22 protein-coding genes, 1 tRNA gene, 1 pseudogene and 1 riboswitch are annotated in these 26,092 nt (G+C 66.3%); of the genes and pseudogenes, 21 read left to right on the top strand and 3 right to left on the bottom strand.

The genetic code is table 11. From position 1 onward, the window contains the following. The first annotated feature begins 8 nt into the window (after window positions 1-8). The 10 genes from hfq (at window position 9) to ACJMKX_RS05830 (ending at window position 9,060) form a co-directional block, all read left to right on the top strand. Window positions 9-254 carry an RNA chaperone Hfq gene (hfq, locus tag ACJMKX_RS05875; protein ID WP_405222396.1) on the top strand — a complete coding sequence of 82 codons (246 nt, stop codon included), beginning with the start codon at window positions 9-11 and terminating at the stop codon, window positions 252-254. A gap of 32 nt (window positions 255-286) precedes the next feature. Continuing rightward, complete coding sequence (gene hflX, locus ACJMKX_RS05870) at window positions 287-1,612, top strand: ribosome rescue GTPase HflX (protein ID WP_405222393.1); 1,326 nt, start codon at window positions 287-289, stop codon at window positions 1,610-1,612. Between the two features lie 26 nt (window positions 1,613-1,638). Beyond that, window positions 1,639-2,787 carry an FtsH protease activity modulator HflK gene (hflK, locus tag ACJMKX_RS05865; RefSeq protein WP_405222390.1) on the top strand — a complete coding sequence of 383 codons (1,149 nt, stop codon included), beginning with the start codon at window positions 1,639-1,641 and terminating at the stop codon, window positions 2,785-2,787. Next, on the top strand, window positions 2,787-3,662 hold the full coding sequence (hflC, locus tag ACJMKX_RS05860) for a protease modulator HflC (protein ID WP_405222387.1): 876 nt from the start codon (window positions 2,787-2,789) through the stop codon (window positions 3,660-3,662). The genes hflK and hflC overlap by 1 nt, the downstream gene beginning before the upstream one ends. A gap of 60 nt (window positions 3,663-3,722) precedes the next feature. Beyond that, entirely contained in the window at window positions 3,723-3,914 is a 192-nt protein-coding gene (locus ACJMKX_RS05855; protein WP_405222384.1) for a DUF2065 domain-containing protein, read from the top strand. 31 nt (window positions 3,915-3,945) lie between these two features. Continuing rightward, entirely contained in the window at window positions 3,946-5,238 is a 1,293-nt protein-coding gene (locus ACJMKX_RS05850; RefSeq protein WP_405222381.1) for an adenylosuccinate synthase, read from the top strand. 11 nt (window positions 5,239-5,249) lie between these two features. Further along, window positions 5,250-5,558, top strand: coding sequence for a GNAT family N-acetyltransferase (locus ACJMKX_RS05845; protein ID WP_405222379.1), 309 nt, complete (start codon window positions 5,250-5,252; stop codon window positions 5,556-5,558). A gap of 30 nt (window positions 5,559-5,588) precedes the next feature. After that, the gene (locus ACJMKX_RS05840) at window positions 5,589-6,659 is read left to right on the top strand and encodes a patatin-like phospholipase family protein (protein ID WP_405222376.1); all 1,071 of its coding nucleotides are present in this window, start codon (window positions 5,589-5,591) and stop codon (window positions 6,657-6,659) included. Between the two features lie 134 nt (window positions 6,660-6,793). Continuing rightward, entirely contained in the window at window positions 6,794-8,521 is a 1,728-nt protein-coding gene (locus ACJMKX_RS05835; RefSeq protein ID WP_405222373.1) for an OPT family oligopeptide transporter, read from the top strand. Then, complete coding sequence (locus tag ACJMKX_RS05830) at window positions 8,518-9,060, top strand: hypothetical protein (protein WP_405222370.1); 543 nt, start codon at window positions 8,518-8,520, stop codon at window positions 9,058-9,060. Before ACJMKX_RS05835 ends, ACJMKX_RS05830 begins: the two co-directional genes overlap by 4 nt. Before the next feature lie 8 nt (window positions 9,061-9,068). Here the strand turns inward: ACJMKX_RS05830 and ACJMKX_RS05825 are convergent, their stop codons facing one another. Continuing rightward, window positions 9,069-9,860 carry a hypothetical protein gene (locus tag ACJMKX_RS05825; protein ID WP_405222368.1) on the bottom strand — a complete coding sequence of 264 codons (792 nt, stop codon included), beginning with the start codon at window positions 9,858-9,860 and terminating at the stop codon, window positions 9,069-9,071. A 165-nt stretch (window positions 9,861-10,025) separates the two neighbouring features. Between ACJMKX_RS05825 and ACJMKX_RS05820 the strand changes: the two genes are divergently transcribed. From ACJMKX_RS05820 to ACJMKX_RS05805, 4 genes are all read left to right on the top strand, one after another. Further along, window positions 10,026-11,930: an acetyl-CoA hydrolase/transferase C-terminal domain-containing protein gene (locus ACJMKX_RS05820; protein ID WP_405222365.1), complete on the top strand. Its 1,905-nt coding sequence runs from the start codon at window positions 10,026-10,028 to the stop codon at window positions 11,928-11,930. Then, on the top strand, window positions 11,927-12,415 hold the full coding sequence (locus ACJMKX_RS05815) for an acyl-CoA thioesterase (protein WP_405222362.1): 489 nt from the start codon (window positions 11,927-11,929) through the stop codon (window positions 12,413-12,415). Before ACJMKX_RS05820 ends, ACJMKX_RS05815 begins: the two co-directional genes overlap by 4 nt. A 110-nt stretch (window positions 12,416-12,525) precedes the next feature. Next, entirely contained in the window at window positions 12,526-12,975 is a 450-nt protein-coding gene (locus ACJMKX_RS05810; RefSeq protein WP_405222359.1) for a hypothetical protein, read from the top strand. Between the two features lie 266 nt (window positions 12,976-13,241). Then, a riboswitch (cyclic di-GMP riboswitch) is annotated at window positions 13,242-13,326 on the top strand. Between the two features lie 154 nt (window positions 13,327-13,480). Further along, a complete protein-coding gene (locus ACJMKX_RS05805; RefSeq protein WP_405222356.1) occupies window positions 13,481-16,033 on the top strand; it encodes a putative Ig domain-containing protein in 2,553 nt (850 codons plus the stop codon). A 9-nt stretch (window positions 16,034-16,042) separates the two neighbouring features. On the opposite strand, the gene ACJMKX_RS05800 is transcribed toward ACJMKX_RS05805, so the two are convergent. Beyond that, window positions 16,043-17,350 (bottom strand): ATP-grasp domain-containing protein, encoded by a 1,308-nt coding sequence (locus ACJMKX_RS05800; protein WP_405222353.1) that lies wholly within the window; start codon window positions 17,348-17,350, stop codon window positions 16,043-16,045. Between the two features lie 149 nt (window positions 17,351-17,499). Here ACJMKX_RS05800 and ACJMKX_RS05795 point away from each other — a divergent pair, with 149 nt between their 5' ends. The 3 genes from ACJMKX_RS05795 (at window position 17,500) to ACJMKX_RS05785 (ending at window position 21,985) form a co-directional block, all read left to right on the top strand. After that, window positions 17,500-19,485, top strand: a complete 1,986-nt coding sequence (locus ACJMKX_RS05795) for a BCCT family transporter (protein WP_405222350.1) — start codon at window positions 17,500-17,502, stop codon at window positions 19,483-19,485. Window positions 19,486-19,557: 72 nt separating this feature from the next. Continuing rightward, window positions 19,558-20,868 (top strand): hypothetical protein, encoded by a 1,311-nt coding sequence (locus tag ACJMKX_RS05790; RefSeq protein ID WP_405222347.1) that lies wholly within the window; start codon window positions 19,558-19,560, stop codon window positions 20,866-20,868. A 37-nt stretch (window positions 20,869-20,905) separates the two neighbouring features. After that, on the top strand, window positions 20,906-21,985 hold the full coding sequence (locus ACJMKX_RS05785; RefSeq protein ID WP_405222344.1) for an ABC transporter substrate-binding protein: 1,080 nt from the start codon (window positions 20,906-20,908) through the stop codon (window positions 21,983-21,985). A gap of 36 nt (window positions 21,986-22,021) precedes the next feature. Here ACJMKX_RS05785 and ACJMKX_RS05780 read toward each other — a convergent pair. Beyond that, a tRNA-Leu gene (locus ACJMKX_RS05780) sits at window positions 22,022-22,108 on the bottom strand. A 100-nt stretch (window positions 22,109-22,208) separates the two neighbouring features. Here ACJMKX_RS05780 and rnr point away from each other — a divergent pair. The 4 genes and pseudogenes from rnr to rpsR all read left to right on the top strand — a co-directional run bounded on the left by rnr (window position 22,209) and on the right by rpsR (window position 26,070). After that, on the top strand, window positions 22,209-24,413 hold the full coding sequence (gene rnr / locus ACJMKX_RS05775; protein WP_405222341.1) for a ribonuclease R: 2,205 nt from the start codon (window positions 22,209-22,211) through the stop codon (window positions 24,411-24,413). Then, a complete protein-coding gene (gene rlmB / locus ACJMKX_RS05770) occupies window positions 24,406-25,182 on the top strand; it encodes a 23S rRNA (guanosine(2251)-2'-O)-methyltransferase RlmB (RefSeq protein ID WP_405222338.1) in 777 nt (258 codons plus the stop codon). The genes rnr and rlmB overlap by 8 nt, the downstream gene beginning before the upstream one ends. An 85-nt stretch (window positions 25,183-25,267) precedes the next feature. Next, window positions 25,268-25,735, top strand: a pseudogene (rpsF, locus tag ACJMKX_RS05765) (30S ribosomal protein S6); the annotation flags it as partial. Window positions 25,736-25,845: 110 nt separating this feature from the next. After that, window positions 25,846-26,070, top strand: coding sequence for a 30S ribosomal protein S18 (gene rpsR, locus ACJMKX_RS05760; RefSeq protein ID WP_405222335.1), 225 nt, complete (start codon window positions 25,846-25,848; stop codon window positions 26,068-26,070). Window positions 26,071-26,092 lie beyond the last annotated feature (22 nt).

Below are 26,092 nucleotides of genomic sequence, written 5' to 3'. Positions count from 1 at the left end.
GTACGAGGATGGCCAAGGGCCAGTCTTTGCAAGATCCGTTTCTGAATATCCTGCGCAGGGAAAAGGTGCCGGTATCCATCTACCTGGTGAACGGCATCAAGCTGCAGGGGCAGATCGATTCGTTCGATCAGTTTGTCGTATTGCTGAAGAACAGTGTCAATCAGATGGTGTACAAGCACGCCATCTCGACGGTCGTGCCGTCGCGCAACGTCCGCCTCCCTGCTGCCGACGAAGGTGGGGATGACGCCGACTGAGCGGAGCAGCACGTTCTCCCCGGAGGTTCCACTTGTTTGAACGCCCGAAGAGCGGCGAGCGTGCGATTTTGATCAATGTCGAGTTCGGCGCCCGGCCGGACCCGGAGGAGTGCCAGGAGCTCAGGGAGCTCGCGCTGTCCGCCGGTGCCGAGGTGCTGGACACCATCGACGTCTCCCGCCGCTCGCCCGAACCCCGCTACCTGATCGGCAGCGGCAAGGTCGACGAGCTGGCCGAGCGCGTCGCGGCGGACTGTGCCGAACTCGTGATCTTCGGTCACGATCTCTCGCCCAGTCAGGAACGCAACCTGGAGAGCCGCCTGCGTTGCCGCGTGCTCGATCGCACCGGCCTGATCCTGGACATATTCGCCCAGCGTGCACGCTCCCACGAGGGCAAGCTGCAGGTCGAACTCGCCCAGCTTCGGCACATCGCCACCCGGCTGGTCCGTGGCTGGACTCACCTGGAGCGCCAGAAGGGCGGCATCGGGCTGCGCGGGCCGGGCGAGACACAGCTCGAGACCGACCGCCGGCTGATCCAGGACCGTATCCGGCGCATCCAGGCCCGGCTGGAGAAGGTCGACAGCCAGCGCGAGCTCGGCCGGCGCAACCGTCTGCGTGGCGAGGTGCCGACGGTGGCGCTGGTGGGTTACACCAACGCCGGCAAGTCGACGCTGTTCAACCGGCTCACGGAGGCCCGGGTCTACGCGGCGGATCAGCTGTTCGCTACGCTGGACCCGACCCTGAGGCGCCTCGAGCTGCCCGACACCAGCGAGGTCGTGCTGGCGGATACGGTCGGTTTCGTGCGCGATCTGCCCCACGAGCTCGTTGCGGCATTCCGTTCGACGCTGAAGGAGACCCGGGATGCGAGCCTGATCCTCCACGTGATCGACGCCAGCGATCCGCAGCGCCTGCCGCGGGTCCGCCAGGTCAACGAGGTGCTGGAGCAGATCGGAGCGCGGGAAGTGCCCCAGATCAGGGTGTACAATAAGATCGATATTCTCGGGCGCCGGCCAAGGCTGGAGTCCGACGATGATGGCGATCCACGCGGTGTCTGGCTCTCCGCCCGCACGGGGGAGGGTCTGGATTTGCTGCTGGAAGCTCTCCGGGTGAAGTTCCGTTCCCGCCGCGTATGCGGCAGGCTGCGGCTCGCGCCCTCGGAAGGGCGCCAGCGCTCCGTGCTCTTCGGCGCGGGAGCCGTGGTGGAAGAGGAGCCCGCCGAGGACGGCGGGTGGTGGCTGGAGCTGGACATGGATGCGACAGATTTCGCCCGGTTCTGCGCCCATGAGAATATCGCCGGGGACCGCCTCGAGCCTTACCGTGAGGACGGCGGGGCGGGCGTCGAACAACGCGCGGCATCGTGACGCCGGCAGAGGATAAAACGAAGCACATGGCCTGGAACGAATCTGGTAAGGGCGACGATCCCAAAGACCCGTGGGGCGGGAGGGATCAGGGCCCGGCCGACCTGGACAAGATCATCCGCGACTGGCAGCGCCGGCTGCGGTCTGCATTCGGCGGCAAGGGCGGCGGCGGCGGTGGCGGGCCGGGCGGCGGCAATACCGGCATCGCCATCATCATCGTGCTGGCGCTGGTAGCCTGGGGGCTCACGGGCCTGTACCGCATCGACGAGGCCGAACGCGGTCTGGTACTGCGCTTCGGCGACTATCAGGCGACGACCATGCCGGGGCTGCACTGGCATATCCCGTATCCCGTCGAGACCGTGGAGAAGGTGAATGTCGGCGCGGTCAGCCGCTTCGAGCAGACCTCCCAGATGCTCACCGGCGACGAGAACTTCGTGCTGGTGGATCTGGCGGTCCAGTACCGCAGGACCGACCCGATCGCCTTCCGGTTCAATGTGCGCAATGCGGACGAGACGCTGGACGAGGTGAGTGAGAGCGCCATCCGCGAGGTCGTCGGCAAGAGCACGCTGGATGAGATTCTGCTCGAGAACCAGGCGGAGATTGCCGACCGGACCCAGGAGTTGATCCAGCGCACACTCGATATGTATGAAGCCGGAATCAGCGTGATCTCCGTCAACCTGCAGAAGGTACAGTTTCCCAACCGGGTGCGGGATGCCGTCCAGGATGCGGTCAAGGCGCGTGAGGACAAGGAGCGCCTGCGTCTGGAGGCGGAAGCCTACCGTAACGACATCATCCCGCGGGCGCGCGGCCAGGCCGCGCGCATGCGCGAGGATGCTCTCGCCTACAGGGACCGGCTGATCGCCAACGCGGAAGGTGAGGCGGCCCGCTTCGAGCTGCTGTTGGCGGAATACCAGGCGGCGCCCGAGGTTACCCGGGAGCGCCTTTACATCGAATCCATCGAGGACGTCCTGCAGCGTTCCAGCAAGATTCTGCTGGACGCGGAGGGCAGCGGCAATCTGCTGTATCTGCCGATCGACAAACTCATGCAACGCCAGGCCCGCGGCACCGAGGGAGACGCCGGTTCCGGGGCCGAGTCGTCGACGAGTGCGCGGCCGCAGATGCGAGAGCAGAGTGATCCCAGAAACCGCGACGACGCGCGTGCCAGGAGGACCCGCTGATGAGTAACGCCCGATTCATCGTCGTCATTGTTCTCGGTCTGGCACTGGTGATCCTCGGCCTTTCGGTCTTCACCGTCGACGAGCGCGAGTATGCACTCAAGTTCCGATTCGGCGAGGTCATCGCGTCCGATTACGAGCCGGGCCTGCATTTCAAGATGCCGATCGTCAACAACGTCCGGAAATTCCCGCGGCAGATCCTGACGCTGAACAATCCACCCGAGGAAGTGATTACCGCGGAGAAGAAATCCGTGTTCGTGGATTTCTTTCTGAAGTGGCGCATCCGGGACGCGAGGCAGTACTACATATCCACGGGCGGCAACGAGGTGATCGCCACGGGTCGGCTGCTGGAGATCCTCAAGGCCGATCTGCGAAACGAGTTCGCCAAGCGAACGGTGCGCCAGGTGGTGTCTCTGGAGCGTACCGTGCTCATGGACGACATAGTGGTCGCCGCGGCGGAAACCGCGACCGAGTTCGGCATCGAACTGGTCGACGTGCGGGTGAAACGGATCGAGTTCTCCGAAGACGTGGCGGAGTCGGTGTACCGACGCATGCGCCAGGAGCGCGCGACCGTGGCGACAGAGCTGCGGGCCGAAGGCGCCGAGGAGGCTGAGCGCATGCGCGCCGATGCCGATCGCCAACGCACCATTCTTATCGCCGAGGCGAACCGGGAGGCGCAGCAGATCCGGGGTGAGGGCGATGCGGTTTCCGCGGAAATCTATGCCCGCGCCTTCGATCGGGACAGGGAGTTCTATGCTTTCTACCGCAGCATCCAGGCCTATCGGAACTCGATAGGCCTGACCGGTGACCTGTTGGTGCTGGAGCCCGACGGCGACTTCTTCCGTTACCTGAACGACGCCGGCGGCGCCTCGCGCTGACCGCCCGCCGGTGCCCCGGTATCCGGGCAGCGCCGGTGAGCGCCCGAACGGAGAAGCCGCATGCAATGGAGTGATCTCTGGGCGGCTTTCGCCCTGTATCTCGTACTCGAGGGACTGCTGCCTTTCGCCAGCCCGCGCCGCTGGCGCGAGGCGTTGGTCGCCATCGCGGAACTCGACGACGGCAGCATCCGCCGGATAGGGCTGGTCAGCATGGTGGCCGGGCTTGCGCTGCTGTACTTCGTACGCTACTGAATAGACCTCACAACCGGGGACAACGACCACCATGGGCAGAAATGTAGTCGTCATCGGTACCCAGTGGGGCGACGAGGGCAAAGGCAAGATCGTCGACCTGCTGACCGACCGGGTCGCGGCCGTCGCGCGTTTCCAGGGCGGCCACAATGCCGGCCACACGCTCGTAATCGGCGCCGAGAAGACCGTACTGCACCTGATCCCTTCCGGTATCCTCAGGGAAGGGGTCCGGTGCCTGATCGGCAACGGCGTGGTTCTGTCCATGGACGCGCTGGTCGAGGAGGCTTCGGCCCTGATCGAGCGCGGCGTGCCGGTCTACGAGCGTCTTCGAGTCAGTCCTTCCTGCCCCCTGATACTGCCGTCCCACGTGGCGCTGGACCGGGCGCGGGAAAAGGCGCGGGGCGCGGCTGCCATTGGCACCACCGGCCGGGGCATCGGGCCTGCCTACGAGGACAAGGTGGCGCGTCGGGCGCTGCGCGTCTCCGACCTCTACATGCGCGAGCAGTTCGCCTCCCGCCTCGGCGAGGTGCTGGACTACCACAATTTCGTCCTGAAGCACTATTTCAACGCAGCGACGGTGGATTTTACCGAGACGCTGGACCGGGCGCTCGAACTCGCCGAGACCATCGCGCCGCTCACCGCCGACGTGACCCGCGTCCTGCAGGAGCTGACCGAGGCGGGCGAGAGCGTACTGTTCGAGGGCGCCCAGGGCGCCATGCTCGACATCGACCACGGAACCTACCCGTTCGTGACTTCCTCGAACACGGTGGCGGCCAGCGCCAGCACTGGCACCGGCATCGGTCCGCGGTCCCTCGACTTCGTGCTGGGCATCGTCAAGGCCTACACGACCCGGGTGGGGGCGGGCCCGTTCCCCACCGAGTTGTTCGACGACCAGGGCGAGCGCATGGCCAAGGTGGGCGCGGAGTTCGGTGCCACGACCGGGCGGCCACGCCGGGTGGGCTGGTTCGATGCGGTGGCCCTGAAACGCTCCATCGTCAACAACAGCGTCGCGGGCCTGTGCGTGACCAAGCTGGACGTGCTGGACGGCATGGAGACCATCCGGGTCTGCACCGGTTACCGCATCGGCGACGACACCATCGACACGCCGCCGGTCGCGGTGGACCGCTATGCCGACATCGAGCCGGTCTACGAGGACATGCCCGGCTGGACGGAATCCACGGTCGGTATCACCGACTACGATGCGCTGCCCGCGAACGCCCGGAGCTATCTCGCGCGTATCGAGGCGATCGTGGGTACGCCCATCGACATCATCTCCACCGGCGCCGACCGGGAGCAGACCATCGTACTGAGACACCCCTTCGACTGAGCGAGGAGCCGATGGCAGACAGCAACGCCGACAGCAGACCGGAGATCGAGGTCAGCCACAACACGGCCGAACGCCGCTTCGAGACCAAGGTGGACGGTTACCTCGCCTGCGCCGATTACGAGATGGACGGCGACGTGATGCATTTCACCAGCACGCAGGTGCCGGAGGCGATCGGCGGCCGGGGCATCGCGGGACAGCTGGTACGCACGGGGATGGACTACGCCCGGCAATACGGCCACGGCGTGGTACCGGCCTGCTCCTACGTGGCGGCGTGGCTGGAGCGGCATCCCGAGTACGAGGACCTGCGGGCCGCGGGCTGACGCGCCGCACGCCGGGTCAGGAACGGTCTCTTGGCGGGGCGTGCTCTGCGATTTCTGGCTGGCCCGGGTGCGCTGGCGGAGATCCGCGAGCGCGGCCTCGACCCGGAGCGCATCCGCCTCCTCGCCGGCGCGTCCGGCGGCGCGAAATGGCTGGTCCTGTACGGTCTGGACCGGATCATCATGCGCGAGCTGCTGCCGCGACTGCGCGGTCCCGTGCATCTCATCGGGTCTTCCATAGGCACCTGGCGTTTCGCCTGCTACGCCCAGTCGGATCCGCTGGCGGCGCTAGACCGGCTGCGCGATGGCTACGTCTACCAACACTACAGCGAACGGCCGGACCGAGCGGAGATCACGGCCAAGAGCCGGGAGATACTCGGTCACACGCTGGGGCCCGGCGGGCCGCGGGAGATCCTCGCTCATCCGGTGCTGCGCACCCACGTGATGACCGCCCGCGCCCATGGACCGGCGGCCTCGGAGCGCGGCGCGATGCTGACGGCGGGCCTGGTGCTCGCTGCCGCCGGCAACCTGCTGAGCCGCCGCAGCCTGCGGGCGTTCTTCAGCCGCGCCCTGTTCAGCGACCCCCGGGACGAGGCGCCTTTCCTGCACGCCGACGATTTCCCGTTGCGGGTGCACGGGCTTACCGCGGAGAACCTGGCGCCGGCCATCCTGGCGAGCGGCGCCATCCCGCTGGTGATCGAGGGCATGCGGGACATCCCGGGCGGCGCGCCCGGCGTGTATCGGGACGGCGGCATCATCGACTATCACCTCGACCTGCCGCTGTCGGCGGTCGACGGCATCACATTCTATCCCCATTTCTATCCCCACCTCATCCCGGGCTGGTTCGACAAGCGCCTCTCCTGGCGTCGCCCCGTGCCGGCGCATCTGGACCGCGTCCTCCTGATGGCGCCCTCCGACGACTTCGTCGCCGGCCTGCCGGGGGGGCGTATCCCTGACCGCCACGATTTCCGCCGCTACGATCCGGCCACCAGAGAGCGCCGCTGGAAGCAGGCGGTGGCCGAGAGCGAGAGGCTGGGAGACGAATTCGCCGAGGTGATGCAAAAGGGCCTGAGCGCGGAGCGCATCGAGCCCCTGCTGCCGTGAGACGTGACTCGCGCATGACCCGCGCATGAGCCATGGATGAGCCATGGATGAGCCACGGATGAGCCATGATAGACTCCGCCCGGAGCGGGGTCCGGCAGAGGTCTCACAGCGGACCCCGGAGAGGAGCGATGTCCATGAATAATGCTGCGGGACCGGTGCCCATGCATGGCGCTTATCCGGAGCTCTCCTGGCCGGCGGTGATCGTCGGCTGGTTCCTCGGCGTCATCATCGCCATCTCCATCGGCTACGCGGCGCTCATTCTCGGCTTCTCCATCGAGGGTTCGGAGCTCGCCGCCATCCTCGGCTTCGGCATCCTGCGCGGCCTGCTGCGCCGGCGCAGCATCATCGAAAATAACATCGCCCAGACGGTGGCCAGCGCGGTGAACGGCGCCTCCTCGGGCATGATGTTTTCCGTGCCGGCGATCTTCATCCTCGGTCACGGCGGCGACTTCAATCCCTACATCCTCACCTTCGGCTGTATCGCCGGCGCCTTCCTCGGCATCGCCTTCATCATCCCGCTCAGGAAGCAGATGATCGATTTCGAGCGTCTGACTTATCCCGGCGGCGTGGCGGTGGCCACCATCCTGAAGTCCCCGGGCGCCGGCGTGCGCAAGGCCGCGATCCTGCTGGGCGCCGCTGCCGTGAGCGCGGCCGTGCATTTCGCCACCCAGTGGACCGGCGTCTCCAACTGGGACCTCGGCTCCCGCCTGGGCATGCCCGAGTACATGAACGGGGTCTGGTACCTGTCGCTGCTGACCGTCGGCGTCGCTTTCATCGCGGGCAAGGGCGGCGTCGCCTTCATCATCGGTGGCTTCGTGACCTGGTGGTTCATCGCGCCGATGCTGGCGGCTAACGGTCAGTTGCCGGTGGACCCCGCCACCGGCCAGACCATCACGGACCCGGGCTTCCTGCGTTCCGCGCTGTTCCGGCCCATCGGTATCGGCATGCTGATCGGTGGCGCCGTCATGGGTGTTGTGCTGGCTTTCCCGTTGATCCGCTCGGCGGTGCGTTCGATGCAGAGTGCCGCCAAGGTCGAATCCGCGGTATCCGGTGACGAGATGCCGATCAAGCTGCTCTACGGCGCCATCGTCGGTGCTGCGCTGCTGCTGGGGGTCATCGCCGTGTCCTCCACGGAGGCTGTCGGCATCGGTCGGGGCGCCCTGATGGCGCTGCTCGGCACCGTGTGGATCTGGATGGCGGGAGTCATCCTGTCGGAGGCCATCGGGCGGACCAACTGGTCGCCGCTGTCCGGCATGACGCTGATCGGTATCACGCTCCTGATCGTCGCGACGAGCGGCCTGGACCGGGCGGACGCGATCGTCGCCGCCATCATGGTCGGCGCCGCCACGTGTGTGGCCATGTCCCAGGCGACCGACCTGATGCTGGATCTGAAGACGGGCTACCTGGTCGGGGCGACGCCGCGGATGCAGCAGATGGGCCAGTTCATCGGCGCGTGGCTGGGTCCGCTGGTCGTGATCGTGCTGATCTTCGTCCTGGACAACGCCTACGGCCTCGGCAGCGAGAAACTGCCTGCGCCCCAGGCGCAGGCGCTGGCCAGCACGGTGGAGGGCATCCTCGGCGGCGACGTGCCGGTGCAGAAATACGTGGCCGGCGCGGCGCTGGGCGCCATACTCTCCGCGCTGCAGGGCGGTCTCGGCATCACGGTGGGCCTCGGCTTCTACCTGCCGTTCAATATCGTGCTGACCTATGCGCTGGGTACGCTGCTGCGCCTGGCGTCGGACCGCAAGTTCGGACAGCGCTGGAGCGAGGACACCGGCATCCCGATCGCCGCCGGACTCATCGTCGGCGAGGCGCTGGTGGGCGTCGGCTTCGCCATCTACTTCGTGGTGGCGGCGGCATGACGCGGCTGGGTTATCTGTTGCTCGCGGCCGGATTCCTGTTGGGCGCCTATTTCGCGTCCACGGATGCCGAGACCACCGAATGGGCCTGGTTCCTGCCGGCCGCGCTGGCCGGGGCTGCCGGCGTGGTCATGGTCAAGCGGGCCACCCGGGCCGGGGCGACGGCGGGCCACGTGCTGGAGGGCAACCGCCGCGATCTGACCGAGAGCCTGACCGGGATCTGCGCGAACCTGGAGCAGCTGTACGGCGACCGGGATTCCATACCGCCGCACAATATGCGCTTCGAGATCGACCGGCTGTTCCGGGATGATCTCATCCGCTTCGTAGACGCCCGCCACAGTCTGTCCCATCTCTATGGACTGCAGGTCTATGCGGACGTCATGAGCGAGTTCGCCGCGGGCGAGCGCTACCTGAACCGGGTGTGGTCGGCTTCGGCGGACAACTACGTCGACGAGGTGATGCTCTACCTCGGCAAGGCCCGGGACCAGTTCCTGCGGGCGAAGAAGCTGCTGGACGGCATCGTCGAGAACAACGGCCGCTGACGCCGGCGTCAGCGGCCGGCGTTGCTGGCTGCAGCAGCCGCGGAGCTGCCGTTCTTGTCTGCACTGCGGGATCCGGCGTAGCGGAAATCCGAGTAGGTCAGCAGGATGTCACGCGCGATGCTCTTCAGGCCGAATGCGGCGCTGCCCCGCACCTCGGTGGTGACCCGGGCCGGCATGTAGGCCTGGCGGTCCAGTCGTATCATCTCGATCCGCGTGTCGAATCGCTCGATTTTCGCGATGACTTTGGCGCGGAAGGGTTCGTCGCTGTAGAGGCGGAAAGACTCGACGTACGGCACCGACTTCAGGATGGTCATCTCGCCCTGCAGGTGCTTCGCCATGTCTTCCCGATCCGTCGCGCCCGCCGCCGGTCGGAAGCGCCACGTTATCCGCTCCTCGTCTTCTTCCAGCAGCTCCCATCCGTCCTCTGCGGCGAGGCCGTCGAAATCGTTGTCGCCCGGTCGGCCCCCTTCGCGGGCCAGGCGCCGCTCGATTTCCTCGGCGTAGTCGCGGAGCTCGTCCTCCGTGGGCTCACGGCCATCCACGGACAGCAGCTGCCATTTTGCCTCGGCGGACGGATCGAACCGCTCTACCCGGCTGCCGTCGTTGTCCTCGCGGCTGCGCGTGAACGCCCATTCGCCGGTGACACGGGGCATGTTGGCGAAAGCCTCGCGCGCGACCGGGGGCGCTTCGGCTGCGGCCGGGACGGCGGCGGCAACGGCGAGAACGGACAGGACGACCTTACCGAGCCTGCCGGAAACGGTGGTGGCGGCGCGGGAGACGCTGCTCGGGCGTGATTGCATCTGCTCCTCCGACGGGTTTCGGGTGACCCGCATGTGTTTGAATGACTCTTAACGGTATTGTTCGCGACAGGATCCCGGACCGATGCGGACCATTATGCGATATCAGCAGTCTCGTCACCGTGCTCGCCCGCGCTACGGGCCGGGCCGCCACCCGCGGTGCCGTCCGTGAGCGCCGCCTGGCAGGATCCGGGAGCGCTCGCGGATGCGATCATCGCGCGGGTCGGCCGCCACCTCGTGCTGGGGCTGCCGGTCGGGCTGGGCAAGGCGGTCCACGTCGCCAACGCCCTGTACGAGCGGGCAGCGACGGATTCGTCGCTCCGGCTCACGATTTTTACCGCGTTGACGCTGCAGGTCCCGCGTGCCCAAGGGGATCTGGAGCAGCGCTTCCTGGCGCCGCTGGTCGAGCGGCTGTACGCGGACTGGCCCGCGTTGCACTACGCCCAGGCGATCCGCGCCGGTACGCTGCCGCCGAATATCGAGGTGCGGGAGTTCTACTTCCGGCCGGGGGCGTATCTGGGTACGCCGTCCGCACAGCAGTCCTACACCAGTATCAATTACAGCCAGGTGGTCACGGAGCTGATGCGGCTGGGGGTGAACGTGGTGGGGCAGTTGGTCTCCGCGCGCCCGGAGAGCCCGGGCCGCTATAGTCTGAGCTGCAACCCGGAGATCACGCTGGATCTCGTGCCGGCCTTCCGCGAGGCGAAGGCGGCCGGCCGGGAGGTCGCGATGGTCGCACAGGTCAACCGTCGGCTGCCTTACATGACCGGGGACGCTGAGGTGCCGACGGACACATTCGACTTCGTCCTGGATGCGCCGGAATGGGAATATCCGCTGTTCGGACTGCCGAATCGGGCGGTCGAGGCGGCGGATTACGCCACCGGGATGCATGTGGCGAGCCTCGTGGCCGACGGGGGCACCCTGCAGCTCGGCATCGGCTCGCTGAGCGATGCGGTCGCCCATTGCCTGGCGCTGCGCAACGAGCAGCCGGATCTGTTCCGTGATGTGCTCGAGAGGCTGCCCGGCGGCAGCGCATCGCCACGGCGCGCCGCGCTGCCGCTCGAGACGGCACCGTTCCGCGAGGGGCTGTACGGTTCCAGCGAACTGATGAGCGACGCCCTGTTCTCGCTGTTCGAGCGGGACATCCTGCGTCGGTCCGCCGACGCCGGGGACGATACCGTATTGCATGGCGGTTTCTTCATCGGTTCGTCGGCATTCTACGAGGCGCTGCGGCGGCTGCCGGAGGATCGCCGTCGGCTCGTCAACATGACGAGCATCTCGCGGGTGAACACGCTGTACGGTGACGAGGAACGCAAGCGGCGCCAGCGCCGCGACGCCCGCTTCATCAACGAGACCATGATGGCCACGCTGCTGGGAGCCGCCGTATCCGACGGTCTCGAGGGCGGCCGGGTAGTGAGCGGCGTAGGCGGGCAGTTCGACTTCGTCAGCATGGCCCAGGCACTGCCGGACGGGCTCTCGGTCCTCATGCTGCGCTCGCGCCGCCTGCACGACGGCAGGCCGCAGTCCAACATACGATGGTCCTATCCGCATGCAACGGTACCGCGTCACTACCGGGACGTCTTCGTCAGCGAATACGGGATCGCCGCGACCCGCGGTCGACCCGACCGGGAGGTGATCGCCGGGATGCTGGACATCGCGGATTCCGCGTTCCAGGACGAGCTGCTGGAATCTGCCAGGGCGGCCGGCAAGGTGCCGGACGATCACGCCGTTTCCGCCGATGCGCGACGGAATACGCCCGAGGTGCTCGAATCGATCTTCGGCGCCCCGGACGTGGCGCCGCATTTCCCGCCTTATCCCCATGGCACCGATCTCACGACCGTCGAGCAGGAACTCGCCGGAGCGCTCACCTGGCTCAAGGGCGCCACGGCCCGGCTGCCGGATCGGCTGCGAGTGGGGCTCGCGGCGATGCGCGACGGCCGTGCCGACGGGCATCGCCGCTATGCGGAGCACCTGGAACGGCTGGAACTGGGGTCGCCCGCCGGTCTCAGGCAACGGATAATGCGGCGTCTGGTCATCCTGGCACTGGCCAGATCGAAGAGGGAGAGGCCATGAGCATGCCCGGTCGAGCGCCTTCGCATTCCGCCGTCGAGCAGAACGTCTACAAGATATTTCCCAACGACCTGAATGCGGAGCAGACGGTGTTCGGCGGCCTGGTGATGGCCCTGTGCGACCGTACGGCCCTGATCGTAGCGGAGCGCCACAGCGGCACCACCTGCGTCACCGCCGCGGTGGACAGCCTCAACTTCCTCTCTCCCGCGCGCACCGGCGAGACACTGGTGGTGAAAGCCTCCGTCAATCGTTCCTGGAATACCTCGATGGAGATCGGTGTGCGGGTCGTGGCCGAGAACAGCCGCACCGGCGAGGTCCGCCACGTAGTTTCCGCATACCTCACGTTCGTCGGTCTCGACGAGACAGGTCGCCCCACTGTCGTGCCGGACGTCGTGCCGGAGACCGACGACGAGAAACGGCGGTACCGTTCGGCGCAGGTGCGACGCGACGCTCGGCTGCGCACACGCGACAGCCTGCGGACGATCTAGCGTCCCTTCCCGCCGTCGTCGATTTTCCCATCCGTGCTATTCTCCGCGCATCCGGTCCGCATCGCTGACCGGATGACAATCACAACAACGAAGGATCAAGGGAGAGAATCATGCGTATCATTCGACTGTCGGCAATCGCCGTTCTGCTGGCGTTTTCGTCCTCGGCGATGGCCGAACTGGAGCCCTGGAAAGACTACGACATCAGCGACTCCGTCTATCAGATCTCGGCGATCAAGGTGAAGCCGAACATGATGGATACCTATCTGGAAGGGATCCGCGACACCTGGGTGGCCGCCAACGAGCTCGCCAAAGAACTCGGCCATATCGAGGATTACGCGATCTACTCGAGTCAGCTCGCAGCGAGCGGCGATTTCAATCTGCTGCTGGTCATCAAGTTCTCGGAGACAGCGGATCTGGCCCCGTCGAAGGAACGCTATGACGCGTTCATGGCGAAGTGGAGCGAGGAGCAGGAAGAGCGCTCCGAGCAACTCGTACAGAATTATCCGGCGATGCGCGAGATCACCGGCGCCTACCTCATGCGCGAGATCACCATGAAATAGCATCGCTGCGCGATTCCGCAGAGCAAAGGCCCCGCCTGCGTGCGGGGCCTTCTTTTTTCGTTATGGAAAATATCGCCGTCGCGCTGCGTTCCGTAACCACGCGCACAGCCGCAGACGACATAACTCATCGCGACTCGCCGCAGTGCTTTTCGGCATCTACGTGTCGGCGTTTTGAGACATGTTGTGCTCCACATAATCGGTGCTAGAGTGCGTCCTCAACAGACGGTCTCGAACACCGAGGTCTGCTGACGACAGAGAATCGAGTTAGTTGAAAAGGGCAAACCGATCGAAAGATCGGGACGCAAAGCCACCGGTCTACGGGCGAGAGCCTACGACAGCGGGGTTGCCAACAGGAGCAGGGCGCTCACCGGTTTCATGCCGGCGTCCCAATAACAAGAGCGCTCGTTCGCCGACCCCCGGCAGCGTTTCGATTCGACATTACCCCGCAGCCTGAAGCTGCGTCTTTTGATCGGATAGCCCGCCAGACACAGGCAGGAGTGCCGTTATGCGCCTATATTTCGCGCCAGCAATACTGAACAGGCTGCTGATTCTTCCCGTGATGTCGCTCGCGCTGAGCGGCTGTCTCATGGAAGAGGAAGTGGCGGAGCAGCCCATTGCCAACGATCCCGGCGGCGCCACCGGCGAGATCCTGCGCGATCACGAAGTGTCGGGCAGCGTGGGTGACGGGCCCATCGTCGGCGCGACGGTGCGCATCGCCGCCGCCGACGGCACCGAACTCGGCAGCATGAACAGCGATGCCAGCGCCGGCTACAACATCACCGTGCGCGCTAAAGGCAAGCACTATCCACTGTCCATCGACGCGCAGGGCGGCACTGACCTGGTAACCGGCCTGGCGCCGGATTTCGTGCTGAAGAGCGTGGCGCTCGAGCCGGGCAGGAAGACCGTGTCGAACCTGAACCCGTTCAGCACGCTCGCGGCGGAACTCGCCGCCGAACTGCCGGGCGGCCTGACGAAAGAGAATATGGCCATCGCACTGAACCGGGTGACGACGAAGCTGAACAGCGGCCTCGTTACTCTGTCGGGCGAACCGATCATGACGCAGGCGATAGACGCCGCCACCATCGCGGAGATGGTGAAGGCCTCCGAGACACTGGGCGAGACGATCCGTCGGACCCGGGATTCGCTCATCGCCGTGGGCCGCCAGGTGGACGGCGATGCGGTCGTGGCCGCGATCGCCTCCGATCTCACGGACGGCAAGCTCGACGGCGCCGGCGGCGCGAGGGCGGATGCGCGTATCGCCGCCGTGGCGACGGTCGCCGCGACGCAGACATTGCTGGAGGCGATTGCGAACCGGCTGCATGTCAACGGCGTCGACGCCATGGGCGCGATGGACGATTCCATCCGCCAGGTGATGCCGGATGCCGCGGGTGCCACCACGACGGAAGTGCCTGTCAGCGCGGCGGCGCTGGAGCAGGTCCGGGTGGGCCTGGCCGCGGCCAAGGCCGTGATGCCGGCACCGGAACTGGACGATCTCGAGACGGTGCTCGCCGGCCTCAACCCTGGCACCTCGCCGAAGGAGGTCGAGGGTATCGTGCCCCGGGACTCGGTCGGGCTACTCGATGCTGCCATCATCGCCGTGGCCGACGGCAGCCAGGACGAGCTGGATACCGTCAACGGCACCGCACGGAACGACGGCGACATGCCGTCGACGAATGGTCCGCCGACCATCAGCGGCGATCCGCCGGTCGTCGTTACCGAAGGCGAGCGCTACAGCTTCGCGCCGACCGTGTCGGATCAGGACGGTGATGCCCTCATTTTCGAGATCGCCAACCGTCCTGCATGGGCGAGTTTCGACGCCGGCACCGGCGAGCTGTTCGGAACGCCGGGCGCCGGTGATGCAGGTACGTATGCCGACATCACCATCACGGTGAGCGACGGGGTAGCGACGGCCTCGCTGGGCCCGTTCGCGGTGGAGGTGCGGCAGCTGGTGACGAACACCGCGCCGACGATCAGCGGCAGCCCCCCGGCCTCGGTCAGCGAAGGCGCGTCCTACAATTTCACGCCGAGCGCCAGCGATGCGGACGGCGATACGCTGACCTTCGATATAGTGAACATGCCGGTCTGGGCCAGTTTCGATACGGCTACCGGCCGCCTCTTCGGCACGCCCGCAGCGGGCGACGCCGATGTCTATGCCGACATCACCATTACCGTGACGGACGGCGAGGCGCAGGCCGCATTGGGACCGTTCGCGATCGAGGTGCGCGCGATTGTGACCAATAGTGCGCCCGTGATCTCCGGCAGCCCCGCCACGACGGTGAACGAGGGGGTGGCCTACCAGTTCACGCCGAGCGCCAGCGACGACGACGGGGACGCACTCGTTTTCGATATCGCGAACAAGCCTGCCTGGGCGTCTTTCGACACAACCACAGGCCGACTCTCGGGTACACCCGTCAGCGGCGACGCCGACACCTACGGCAATATCGTGATCAGCGTGAGTGACGGCCAGGATTCTGCCTCGCTGCCGGCCTTCACGATCACGGTGCAGGCCGTGGTCACCAACTCGGCGCCCACGATCTCCGGCAACCCGGCGACGGCGGTGACGGAAGGCACCCAGTACGCTTTCACACCCGGCGCCAGCGACCCGGACGGTGACAGCCTCAGCTTCTCCGTTACGAACAAGCCGGCCTGGGCGGCGTTCGATACCGGTACCGGCCGCCTGTCCGGCACGCCGCAGGCCGGCGACGTGGGGACCTACGGCAATATCGTCATCAGCGTCAGCGACGGTGAGGCCTCCGCCTCCCTGGGTGCATTCTCGGTCACGGTGGAGGCCATCGCCATGGGCTCGGTCACGCTGAGCTGGTCGCCGCCCACGGAAAACACGGACGGCACGCCGCTGGTCGATCTGGCGGGTTACCGCATCTACTGGGGCACGACGTCCGGCAGCTATCCGAACTCGGTGACCATCGACAATCCCGGCGTGACCACCTACGTGGTCGAAAACCTGGTGCCGGGCACCTACGAGTTCGTGGCGACGTCCTACAACACGTCGGGCGTGGAGAGCGACTACTCCGCGCCCGCCGCAAAGACGGTCCAGTAGGGCGGCCCGTCAGACGATCTCCGGGCGGCGCAGGATCTCCAGCGGTATGAGCTGCTTGGTCTCGTCGTATTTCTCCAGCAACTCGTGCTGGTCCTTGCCGCCCAGGTAGACGTCCGCGATGTTGTAGCTGTAACTGTCCTGGAAGGGGAGTTCCTCCAGGGACTGGCCGTCGCTGACGTGGCACGAGAAGCGCGCCTCGGGGAAGCGCTCCTTCAGCATCTTCTCGTCGCCCGGTCCAGGGGCATGGGCGACGACGCCGTCCTCGAAGACGCGCATCATGAACTTGGCGGCGACCTTGTGATCCCCCTCCCGGTGGGGCGGCTGCGGCCGTTCGCCGAGGGCCAGGTCGATCACGACCTGCTGATGCGAGGCACCGTCCACCAGAGCGAACAGCGGACAGTGCGACTGGGAGATGCGGCCGTTGATCTCGAGCAGCGCCAAGTCGTCACTGTCCCGGTCCCAGTAGAACTCCACGTTGAACGGCGCGTCGTCATAACCGAAGCCGTCCAGTATCGTGGTGGCTATCTCCTTCATCCGCTCCTGCGTGTCGCGGGGGACGGAGGAAGGATACTGGTAACGTGACAGCACGCTCTGCACGTGGCGGTCGCGGATGGTGTCGACCACGCCGTAGATCTCGAACTCCCCCTGATATCGGTAGCCCTCCAGCGTGCACTGGCGGCCCTTCGAGATGATTCCTTCTGCGATGCAGTGATAACCGTCGATGCCGTTTATCTCCTCCGGTATGTCCGCGAATCCCATGAGATGGTTCACCGGTTCGCCGAACAGGTGGATATTTTCCCGGATTTTCGGCAGCGCCTTGTCGAAGTCTTTGCGGTCCTCGATCAGAAAGCCCAGGTTGGATGAATGAGCGGTGACCGGTTTCAGCCAGAACGGGAAGTCGACGTCGAGTCCTGACAGCGGCTCGTCGGCGAAAGGATTCACCGCCGCGAAGGGCGGCACGACATCAGGCGCCACGCGCTTCTGCTCCACCCGCGACCAGTACTTGTGTTCACACATCAGCGCGGCTTCCACACTCGGACCGGGCTGATCCAGCCGCTTGCGCAGTATCGGCGTCATGACGGTGCTGGGAAAATCCCAGTGGGTGATGACGGCGTCGACCGAACCGTCGAATTCCTCCAGAATCCGTTCCGCCTTCGGCAGCATCTCGTCGGTGGGGTGCAGATCTGCCCGTGTTGCCTCTTCGAATGTGAGCAATTGATGGAAGCAGAACTCGCTCGCCCGCGGCAGCGATTCGAGATCGGCGCGATGGAAGTCATCGAGGCCGAATACGAAGATATTCCTGCGTCGCTCGTTCATGGCTGATCCCGCCCTGATCTGAGTTTCTGCCGCGCTCACGGCTTCGTGGCACCGGGTGCCACACCTATACTGTAATCCTCTCGGGGCGCGGCGCACTGCGTTTGGTCATTGCGGTCGCGGCGCCATTATCGGTTACCATTATCTGACTAATGTCTTCCGAAACATCTTCCGGCCAGAACAAGGTCCGCGTCCGTCTGAATCCGCCAGTCTTCATCGGGGCGGCCGGCCTGATACTCGTATTCGTGCTGTTCAGCACGATCTGGCCGGAGACGGCGAACACGGTTTTCTCGGCCATCCAGCGCTGGATCACCGATACCTTCGGCTGGTTCTACATGCTGGCGGTCGCCACGTTCGTGGTCTTTTGTCTCGGCATCGCCTTCAGCGGTTACGGCAACATCAAACTGGGCCCGGACGACTCGCAGCCGGACTACAGTTACGGCTCGTGGTTCTCCATGCTGTTCAGTGCGGGGATGGGTATCGGTCTGATGTTCTTCGGCGTGGCCGAACCGGTCACGCATTTCGCCAATCCGCCGACCGGCGCCGGCGGCACGGTGGAAGCCGCCCGCGAGGCGATGAAGATCACCTTCTTCCACTGGGGCATCCATGCCTGGGCCATTTATGCGGTGATCGGACTGGCTCTGGCCTACTACTCGTTCCGCCACGGTCTGCCGCTGACCGTGCGCTCCGCCCTGTACCCGCTCATCGGCGAGCGGATCTACGGCCCGATCGGGCATGCCGCCGATATCTTTGCCGTGCTGGGCACCATGTTCGGTGTGGCCACGTCGCTGGGGCTCGGCGTGCTGCAGGTCAACGCGGGTCTGGCGTACCTGTTCGGCGTGCCGGAGAGCGTACCGGTGCAGATGCTCCTGATCACCGTGATTACGCTGATGGCCACGGTTTCCGTCGTCGCCGGCCTCGACGCCGGCATCAAGCGCCTTAGTGAATGGAACCTCATGCTCGCGCTGATCCTGCTCGTCTTCGTGCTCGTCGCCGGACCCACCGCATTCCTGCTGACGGTGGCGGTGCAGAACACCGGCGCCTATCTCAGTGAAGTGGTGAACAAGACGTTCACGCTCTACGCGTACGAACCCAACGAGTGGATCGGCGGCTGGACGCTGTTCTACTGGTCCTGGTGGATTGCCTGGTCGCCGTTTGTCGGTATGTTTATCGCGCGGGTCTCACGGGGGCGCACCATCCGGGAGTTCGTGGTCGGCGTGCTGTTCGTGCCGGTCGGGTTCACCTTCATCTGGCTGAGTTTCTTCGGCAACTCGGCGATGGAACTCGATCTCGGGGCGGCCTCGGGTGCCCTGAGCGCCGCCGTGCAGGAAAATCTGCCCACGGCGCTGTTCAGGTTCTTCGAGTACTTCCCGCTTTCTCTGATTGTGTCGTTGATCGCTACGGTGCTCGTGGTCACGTTCTTCGTGACCTCGTCGGACTCCGGCTCGCTGGTGATCGACATCATCACTTCGGGAGGCTCCGACGACAATCCGGTCTGGCAGCGGACGTTCTGGGCGCTGCTCGAAGGCGTGGTGGCGGCCGCCCTGCTGCTGGCCGGCGGGCTCACCGCCCTGCAGACGGCTTCCATCACGGCGGCCCTGCCGTTTACGTTCATCATGCTGGTGGTCTGTTACGGTCTGCTGCAGAGTCTCAGACTCGAGCGGATGCGGCAGATCAGTCAGGACATGTCCGTCGGTATCCAGATCCGCGAGGCGGCGATCCCCTGGCGTCAGCATCTGCGCTCGATCATCCGCATGCCGAAACGGGAGCAGGTGGCGCGCTTCCTGCGCTCGACCATCCATCCGGCGCTTACCGAGGTGGCCGACGAGCTCCGTGAGGCGGGGTACGACGTCGAGGTGACCATCGACGACGACGAGGCAGCGCTGGCCGTCCGGCACGGCGAGGAGAGGGAGTTCCTCTATGCGGTCCGGCCGCAGGCCTATAGTGCCCCTTCCTACACGCTGGCCGAGACCCGGGAGCGCAAGGGTGACGGACCCCGGCAATATTTCGGCGCCGAGGTCCATCTGCTCGAGGGCAGTCAGCACTACGACGTGATGGGCTACACCAAGGAGCAGATCATCGGCGACGTGATCTCCCAGTACCGCAAGCACAGCCATTTCCTCCAGCAGGTGCGGTAGAGGCAGGCCGTGGAAACGCGTGGAGCCAGGGCATGCCGGCGTTCCGCAACCGGAGCGGGGCGGAGGCGCGGGATGTGGTTCCCGGGTGTCCTCTGCCTGCTCCTGGCGCTGCAGGCGACGGCCCAGCCGGCCGAGGGGACGGAGATCGAGGCCCTGGCGGCCGAACTGGAGACGCTGAAGCAGCGCCTCGCGGAGCTCGAGGGTCTGCGCGAACGCGTGCGGGTGCTGGAGCAGCAACTCGAGGAAGCCCGGGCGGGGCAGCAGGGGAGGCTGGTCGGCGCCGATCAGAAGCGGGACATCGCGGCGCTCACGGAGGCCGACGCGGCAGCCGCGGCGGCCCCGGAGGACGGCATCGGCCTCGGGGGCGCCCTGCGCTTCAACCTGTTCTGGAACGACTTCGACGAGACCGTCGAGAGCAAGCGTGGCGCGGCGGGCCTGGACCTGTTCCGGGTCAGTGCCGACGGCAGCCTCCGGAATCTTCTGCTCTCCGCCGAGTATCGGTTCTATCCGTTCATGCAGGTGATCCACCACGGCTGGGTCGGTTACGAGTTCGAGGACGAGAGTCGCCTGCAGGTCGGCATCACCCGGGTACCGTTCGGGCTGCTGCCCTACGCCGCCCACAACTTCTGGTTCGGCGCGCCCTACTACCTGGGCCTGTCCGACGACTACGACCTGGGTGTGAAATACCGTCGGACGGACGGCGCCTGGGAATGGCAGGCCGCCTTCTTCAAGAACGGCGAGCTGAGCAATCCGGCCGAGCTCGACCGTTACTCCCTCGACGTGGTATCCGCGGGCGACAGCGCCAACGAGGAAGCCAACCAGGGCAATCTCCGCGCCGCCTATACCTTCGGTGCCGGTACCTCCTGCAGCCACGAGGTGGGCCTATCCGGTCAGTTCGGAGAGATCTACAACGCCGAGACGGACAGGAGCGGCAGCCACTGGGCTGGCGCGGGACACGTGGATACCCGCTGCGGACGCTGGAACCTGCAATTCCAGGCGACGCGCTACGGCTATTCGCCGAAGAATCCGCCGGGCGTGCCGGACGACGCCATCCGTCTTGGCGGTTTCGGCTCTTCCTACGACGTGGCCGCCCGCGCCTCGGTGCTGGTCGCCAACGTCGCCTACAACCTGCCGGTGCCCTGGGCCGCCGTAGACCAGGTGACCTGTTACAACGACTACAGCATCGTGGTGAAGGACGAGGACGGGTTCGAGGACTCCCAACTCAACACCACGGGCTGCCTGGTGGGCGTGGGGCCCCTGTATGTGTATCTCGACCTGATCCGGGCCGAGAACATGATCTTTTTCGGTGACGGATCACTCGCCGGCGGCGGTGAGACCGGCTGGGACACGAGGTTCAATATCAATGTGGGCTATTACTGGTAACCGGAGCATCACGCTCCGGGCCTTTCGTCGGCCGGTCGTGGCAGCACTCGCGGCAGTGATGCTCACCACGTCGCCGCCAGCAGCAGCCGGGAACGACGAACTCACGGTGGTCTCCTGGGGCGGCGCCTATACCCGCAGTCAGATCCTGGGTTTCGTACGGGACTTCGAGCAGGAGACCGGCACCGACGTGGAGATGGTCGACTACGCCGGCGGCATCGAGGAGATACGCTCCCAGGTGCGGTCCTGGAACGTGAAATGGGACATCGTGGACCTGCAACTCTACGACGCCATACGCGCCTGCGACGACGACCTGCTGGTCGAGATCGATCCCGCGACGCTGCCGCCGGCACCGGACGGCACGCCCGCCGTCGACGACTTCCTGCCGGGGGCGCTGATGCGTTGCGGGGTTGGCAACCTGGCCGGTTCGACCGTCGTGGCCTGGGACCACAGCCGGGTGGAGCGAGCGCCGCAGCACCTCGAGGACTTCTTCGATCTGGGTGCCTTCCCCGGCCGACGCGGCCTGCGGCGCACACCGCAGACGAATCTGGAATGGGCGCTCATCGCGGACGGTGTGCCGCCGGATCGGGTGTACCAGGTGCTGGAGACCGAGGAGGGCGTCGACCGGGCCTTCGCGATGCTCACGAAGCTGAAGCCCCACATCGAGTGGTGGCGTCTCGGCGAGGAGGCTGTGCGGCTGCTCGAGACCGGCCGGGTGGTGATGACCAGTGCCTACAACGGCCGCATCTACAGCGCCGCCGAGCGAGGCGAGCCATTCTCCATCCTCTGGGACCACCACGCCCGTTACATCGACGTTTGGGCCATCCCGAAGCACACCGAGAAGCTGGAGGCGGCGCTCGGTTTCCTGCGGTTCGCCACCTCCACGCAGAGCCTCGCGGCTCAGGCCCGTTATATCCCCTACGGACCGCTGCGCCGTTCGTCGCTGGGCGTGCTCGAGCCGGAGGTGAAGGTGAATCTGCCGACCGGTCCCGACAATCTGGAACAGATGTTCCAGACGGATGCGGCCTGGTGGGCGGAGCATCTGCCGGAGTTACAGACCCGGTTCGAGCGCTGGCTCGAGCGGCCGGTGATGGTGCCGAAGGAATGGCCGGCGCGCTGAGTTCGGGGCGGCTGCCGCGCGTACGACCGCCTGGAGTGGTGCCCAGGAGAGGACTTGAACCTCCACGGGGTTGCCCCCACTAGCACCTGAAGCTAGCGCGTCTACCAATTCCGCCACCTGGGCAGGTGCGGAGCGCGTAGAATGCGCCCCGACGGAGGCGCGAGACTCTACTCAAGGGCGATACCCTTGTCAATTGCGCCCGATCTCAGAACAAGGAACCATTTTGGCTAAACGGAACAGGAACAGACAGGGCGGCGGACGCCGCCGCAAGAGTGGCCAGGACGGCCAGGAGAAGAAGACCTACCAGCATCCGTTGCCGGACCGGCGGCAGATTCTGGACACGCTCGAGTCGAAGGGCCGGCCGCTGCACTTCGACGAGATATCCGGGGCCTTCGGGCTCACCGAGAGCAAGCACCGCCGCGCCCTCGGCGAGCGGCTGAAGCGCATGATCACCGGCGGGCAGCTGATCCTGAACCGCAGTCAGGAGTACTGCCTGACGGAGCGGCTGCAGCTCGTGCCGGGCGTGGTCCAGGCGCATCCGGACGGCTTCGGCTTCCTGATCCCGGACGAGGGTGGCGAGGACGTGTACCTCTCGCCGCGGGAGATGCAGGAGGTCATGCACGAGGACCGCATTGCCGTGAAGGTGATCCGGCGGGATCATCGGGGTCGCCCTGAAGGCAAGGTGATCGAGGTGCTGGAGCACCGCACCCGTGAGGTGGCCGGGCAGTATATTCGCGAACGCGGCATCGGGCTCGTACTGCCCGACAACCCCCGTATCCAGCACAGAGTACTGATTCCCCGGGAAGAAGCAGCCGGCGCGAAGCACGGCGATATGGTGGTCGCCGAACTGGTCGATTTCCCGTCCCGCCAGGAGCAGCCAACCGGCCGCGTCACCCGCGTGCTCGGCGCGCCCGGGCAGCGGGGCATGGCCACCGACCTCGCCATCCACGCTCACGGCATTCCCCATCGATGGCCCGATGGCGTGCGGCAGGAAGAGAAGGCCTTCGGCAAGTACGTGCCCGCTTCGGCCAAGGAGGGACGGCGCGATCTGCGCGATCTGCCGCTGGTCACCATCGACGGTGCCGACGCCAGGGACTTCGACGACGCCGTCTTCTGCGAGCCCGTGGAGAGCGGCTGGCGTCTGCTGGTGGCCATCGCGGACGTGGGCCACTACGTCGCGCGCGGCTCGGATATCGACCGGGAGGCGACCAAGCGCGGCACGTCGGTCTATTTCCCGGACCGGGTGGTGCCCATGCTGCCGACCGTGCTATCCAACGGACTGTGCTCGCTGAACCCGAAGGTGGACCGGCTCTGCCTGGTCTGCGAGATGATCGTGGGGCCCGGCGGCAAGGTGCGCCGTTCGACGTTCTACGAGGGGCTGATGCGCTCCGCTGCCCGGCTCACGTACGAGCAGGTCGGCAACCTGATCGAGGGCGCGAAGCCCCGCGACGCCGGGGTGCGCGAGGAGATCGCGCCGCACATCCGCAACCTGCACGACGTCTATCGGGCCTTCGCGAAGGCGAGGGCCCGGCGCGGCGCGCTTGAACTCGACATCCCGGCCGTCAGGATCGAACTGGACGAGGGCGGCGAGATCGAGGCCATCCGGGCCTTCGAGCGCAATGACGCGCACCGGCTGATCGAGGAGTGCATGATCGCGGCAAACGTCGAGGCCGCGAAGTATCTGCGCCAGCACAAGGTGCCGACGCTGTTCCGCGTCCACGCGAAGCCGGATCCGGAGAAGTTCCAGGATTTCCGCGAGTATCTGCTCGGGCTCGGGCTGAAGGTGCCGCATCCCGAGCACGTGGAGGCGAAAGACTTCGGCAAGCTCATGCAGGAGGTGCAGGACCGACCGGACTCCCAGGCCATCTCCATGGCGCTGCTGCGCTCGATGGCCCACGCCGAGTACACGCCGGAGAACATCGGCCACTTCGGCTTGGCTCTGAACGCCTACGCCCATTTCACCTCGCCGATCCGCCGTTACCCGGACCTGCTCGTGCACCGCGCCATCAAACACCTGGTGAACGGCGGCAAGCCGAAGGCGTTCGGCTACGACCGGGGCGACATGGAACGACTGGGTCAGCTCACCTCCGCCCACGAGCGTCGCGCCGAGGACGCCACCCGGGAGGTGGAGGCCTGGCTGAAGTGCCAGTTCATGGAAGACAAGATCGGCAACCGGTACGAGGGCGTCGTGACCGGCGTGACCCACTTCGGCCTGTTCGTGCAGATCCCCGAGTACCAGATCGACGGTCTGGTGCACGTCTCCACACTCGGCAACGACTACTACGAATACGACGCGGGCTCCCAGCGCCTGGTCGGCAGCCGCAGCGGCAAGGCGTATGCACTCGGTGACGAGCTGCCGGTGACCGTCAACCGGGTGGACCTGGATACCCGGCGCATCGATTTCCGGCTCGCCGACGCCGGTGACTAGCGCGCGCTTCAGCGCCGGCATCCATGCCGTGGCGCGTCTGCTGGACGAGGATCCGGGCCGGGTCCGCCGGCTGCTCGTGGATCGCCGGACGGACAACGAACGCATCCGCGGGTTGCTGGAGGGTGCTTCGGCCGCCGGCGTGGCCGTCGAGCGGGTGGCGCGGAATCGGCTGGACGCGCTCGCCGCGGGCACCCGGCATCAGGGGGTGGTGGCCGAACTCCGCGGCGCCTCGGCGCTCGACGAGGCGTTGCTGCGCACGCTGGTGGAGGAGCGACTGACCGCCGGGGAGGCCCTGCTGCTGCTGGTTCTCGACGGCGTGCAGGACCCGCACAACCTGGGCGCCTGCCTGCGCACGGCGGACGCCGCCGGAGTCGACGCGGTAGTCATCCCGCGCCGCCACGCCGCCGGCATCACGCCCGCGGTCCGCAAGGTCGCGACGGGCGCGGCCGAGTCCGTGCCGCTGGCCAGGGTGGAACGCCTGGCGCGGGTGATCGACTGGCTGCACGACTACGGGGTGCGCGTCATCGGCACCGCGGACGGCGCCGAGGTCGGACTCTACGGGACGGATCTCACCGGTCCGGTCGCACTCGTGCTCGGCGGCGAGGAGCGGGGCATGGCGGCGGCGGTCGCGGAGCGCTGCGATGCCGTGATCGCCATCCCGATGGCCGGCAGTGTGGAGAGTCTGAACGTGTCCGTGGCGGCCGGGGTATGCCTGTACGAGGCCTGCCGACAGCGCCGCTTGATTGCGTCTTCGCCGGGGCTCGGTTAATATTCGCGGCCCGCCCGAGCGCGGGACTCCACATAACCTCTTGCCGCACCGGAAGGCGGGCGGCTGTAATCCGAAAGGGGATACGATGAGACACTACGAGATCGTGTTTCTGGTCCACCCTGACCAGAGCGAACAGGTACCGGCCATGGTGGAACGGTACGAGAGCATGATCAGCGACGGCGGCGGCAACGTTCACCGCCTCGAAGACTGGGGCCGTCGCCAGCTCGCCCATCCCATCGCCAAGGCCCACAAGGCCCATTACGTCCTGATGAACATCGAGTGCGCCAGAGAGACGCTCGATGAACTCACCGGCGCGTTCAAGTTCAACGACGCGGTGCTGCGCCACCTCGTGATCAAGCGCGACGATGCCGTCACCGAGGCCTCGCCGATGGCCAAGGCTGTCGAGGACGAGAAGGCCAAGGAGCGTGAAGCCCAGCGTCGTCGCGACGCCCGCGCCGAGGCCGAGGCCCGTGCCCGGGCCGCCGAGGAGGAGGAAAAGGCCGAGGACGAGGACGATAAAGAGGACGAGAAAGAGGACGAGACGAAGGAAGAGACCGTGGAAGCGGCCTCTGCCGATGAGAGCGGCGAGGAAGCTGCCGCCGAGACGTCCGCAGAAGACAGCGAGACGGCGAAAGCCGGCTCCGCCTGAACAGGAGTATTGCCATGAGTCGCTATTCCCGCCGGCGCAAGTACTGCCGCTTTACCGCCGAAGGCATCGAAGAGATCGACTACAAGGACATCGGCCTGCTGAAGAGCTTCATCTCGGAGACCGGCAAGATCGTCCCCAGCCGCATCACCGGCACGAAGTCGCACTATCAGCGGCAGCTGTCCACGGCCGTGAAGCGCGCCCGCTACCTGGCGCTGCTGCCCTACACCGACCGTCACTGACGGTCGGGCCGCCGGCCTCTCC

Source organism: Lentisalinibacter sediminis, assembly GCF_040706615.1.
GTDB classification, from domain to species: Bacteria; Pseudomonadota; Gammaproteobacteria; order Steroidobacterales; family Woeseiaceae; genus Lentisalinibacter; species Lentisalinibacter sediminis.
This window is presented reverse-complemented; position numbering and strand designations above follow the sequence as displayed.

Coding starts and splice junctions, on each gene's coding strand:
- ACJMKX_RS05815 (WP_405222362.1), top strand. CDS start 11,927: ATGAGCATGCCCGGTCGAGCGCCTTCGCATTCCGCCGTCGAGCAGAAC.
- hflK (WP_405222390.1), top strand. CDS start 1,639: ATGGCCTGGAACGAATCTGGTAAGGGCGACGATCCCAAAGACCCGTGG.
- ACJMKX_RS05810 (WP_405222359.1), top strand. CDS start 12,526: ATGCGTATCATTCGACTGTCGGCAATCGCCGTTCTGCTGGCGTTTTCG.
- ACJMKX_RS05845 (WP_405222379.1), top strand. CDS start 5,250: ATGGCAGACAGCAACGCCGACAGCAGACCGGAGATCGAGGTCAGCCAC.
- ACJMKX_RS05790 (WP_405222347.1), top strand. CDS start 19,558: ATGTGGTTCCCGGGTGTCCTCTGCCTGCTCCTGGCGCTGCAGGCGACG.
- ACJMKX_RS05855 (WP_405222384.1), top strand. CDS start 3,723: ATGCAATGGAGTGATCTCTGGGCGGCTTTCGCCCTGTATCTCGTACTC.
- hfq (WP_405222396.1), top strand. CDS start 9: ATGGCCAAGGGCCAGTCTTTGCAAGATCCGTTTCTGAATATCCTGCGC.
- ACJMKX_RS05795 (WP_405222350.1), top strand. CDS start 17,500: ATGTCTTCCGAAACATCTTCCGGCCAGAACAAGGTCCGCGTCCGTCTG.
- ACJMKX_RS05805 (WP_405222356.1), top strand. CDS start 13,481: ATGCGCCTATATTTCGCGCCAGCAATACTGAACAGGCTGCTGATTCTT.
- hflC (WP_405222387.1), top strand. CDS start 2,787: ATGAGTAACGCCCGATTCATCGTCGTCATTGTTCTCGGTCTGGCACTG.
- ACJMKX_RS05850 (WP_405222381.1), top strand. CDS start 3,946: ATGGGCAGAAATGTAGTCGTCATCGGTACCCAGTGGGGCGACGAGGGC.
- ACJMKX_RS05825 (WP_405222368.1), bottom strand. CDS start 9,860: ATGCAATCACGCCCGAGCAGCGTCTCCCGCGCCGCCACCACCGTTTCC.
- ACJMKX_RS05800 (WP_405222353.1), bottom strand. CDS start 17,350: ATGAACGAGCGACGCAGGAATATCTTCGTATTCGGCCTCGATGACTTC.
- ACJMKX_RS05830 (WP_405222370.1), top strand. CDS start 8,518: ATGACGCGGCTGGGTTATCTGTTGCTCGCGGCCGGATTCCTGTTGGGC.
- ACJMKX_RS05835 (WP_405222373.1), top strand. CDS start 6,794: ATGAATAATGCTGCGGGACCGGTGCCCATGCATGGCGCTTATCCGGAG.
- rpsR (WP_405222335.1), top strand. CDS start 25,846: ATGAGTCGCTATTCCCGCCGGCGCAAGTACTGCCGCTTTACCGCCGAA.